The sequence below is a fragment of the Xenorhabdus sp. NBAII XenSa04 genome (genome assembly GCF_963866145.1).
Classification (GTDB): domain Bacteria; phylum Pseudomonadota; class Gammaproteobacteria; order Enterobacterales; family Enterobacteriaceae; genus Xenorhabdus; species Xenorhabdus indica.
On sequence record NZ_CAWMEB010000172.1, the window covers coordinates 1 to 521 of the forward strand.

1 protein-coding gene is annotated in these 521 nt (G+C 53.9%); it reads left to right on the forward strand.

Annotated elements, in window-relative coordinates:
- On the forward strand, positions 1 to 521 hold a 521-nt coding region (locus AAC147_RS07575; protein ID WP_047686201.1), incomplete at both ends, for an AMP-binding enzyme.

The following is a 521-nucleotide window of genomic DNA, read 5'->3' on the forward strand; positions in this document are numbered from 1 at the left end:
GGCGAAATTTATATTGCCGGGGCAGGTGTGGCCCGCGGTTATCTGAACCGCCCCGAACTGACGGCCGAACGTTTCCTGCCTGATCCGTTCTCTACGGATACCGATGCGCGCATGTACAAAACCGGTGACCTCGGCCGTTGGTTACCTGACGGCAATATCGAATACCTCGGCCGTAATGATTTTCAGGTTAAACTGCGCGGTTTCCGTATTGAGTTGGGGGAAATTGAAGCCAGATTGTTACAGTGTCACGGTGTGCGTGAAGCAGTGGTTCTTCTGCGTGAAGACTTACATGAAGGCTTACGTGAACACCTACATGAAACGATATCTGATAAAACCGGGGGGCAAAAACAGCTAGTGGCTTATCTCCTGCCACAGACGGGGGTTAAACTGGTGCCGGCTGAACTGCGCCGACAACTGGCGCAACATCTTGCGGGCTATATGCTGCCCAGTGCCTATGTGGTACTGGAAGCATTTCCGCTAACCCCTAATGGCAAACTTGACCGCCGGGCACTCCCTGCCCC